This is a genomic window from Haloferax sp. Atlit-10N (assembly GCF_003586325.1).
In the GTDB taxonomy this organism is placed as follows: Archaea; Halobacteriota; Halobacteria; order Halobacteriales; family Haloferacaceae; genus Haloferax; species Haloferax prahovense.
Genome location: NZ_PSYX01000058.1, coordinates 1 through 789, shown reverse-complemented (window position 1 = coordinate 789; position 789 = coordinate 1). Strand labels below are relative to the sequence as shown.

At 59.3% G+C, this 789-nt stretch carries 1 protein-coding gene; it reads right to left on the bottom strand.

The features are described from left to right. Positions 1–38: 38 nt before the first annotated feature. Positions 39–789, bottom strand: a 751-nt coding sequence (locus tag C5B91_RS21155; protein ID WP_119713021.1) for an IS1595-like element ISHvo6 family transposase, incomplete at its 5' end; no start/stop codon positions are given.

Genomic DNA, 789 nt, shown 5'->3' with positions numbered 1-789 from the left:
GGTTCAGAAATTCGAGTTAAACTCTCGATTCCTCGCTCTTATGTAGAACTGTGGAGTGACCCCGTAGCAAGGCAATCGACGACGATTTCGAGGGATGCGCCGACCAAGTTCAATGAGCGAACGATACCGAAGGTGTGAGCGGCCTGTTCCAAGCCCTGCTTGGACAGGCCGCGAAACTTCCGCAGCCACGGTTTGACTAGTGAGAAGAGGCACTCGACCTGGTTGATGTGGACGCCGTCGGCCGAAACGTACCGTTCGTCGTGGATAACGGTTCGGTGATCGTACTCCATCTCTCGATACGCTTGGAGTCCATCAGTCCAGACCTCTCCCAGCCGCTGGGAGAGGTCTTCAGCCTCTTGCAGTACCGGTTCGAGGTCTCCCTGGTAGCTGATTCCAAGGTGACCGCGAATCACCCGAAGCACGTCGCGGCACGCCGCGACGAGCGTTATCTGGTCTCCGTGACGGCCCTTCCATCGTGAGCGCCCCGATCGGGACGACCCGCCGCGGTACCGACTGGTCCGCGGCGGGTCTTGGCCTTTGTAGCCTGAACAGACCGGGCTCGATTCGTCGATTTGCGTTGGGCCCGAGATGGACTGTTGGAATTGCTCCCAGACGAGGGGGAAGCCGCGCGTGACCGCGGCTTCCACCTCTCGAATCGCGTAATAGACGGTCTTGTACGCCCTGTCGAGCACAACCGCGATTTGAGAGATACTGAGCAACGTGTCTGCATAGAGGAGGTACGCGAGAAGCACCTCTCCGGTGGTGAGCTGCTTCTCGTGGAAGGGCGTG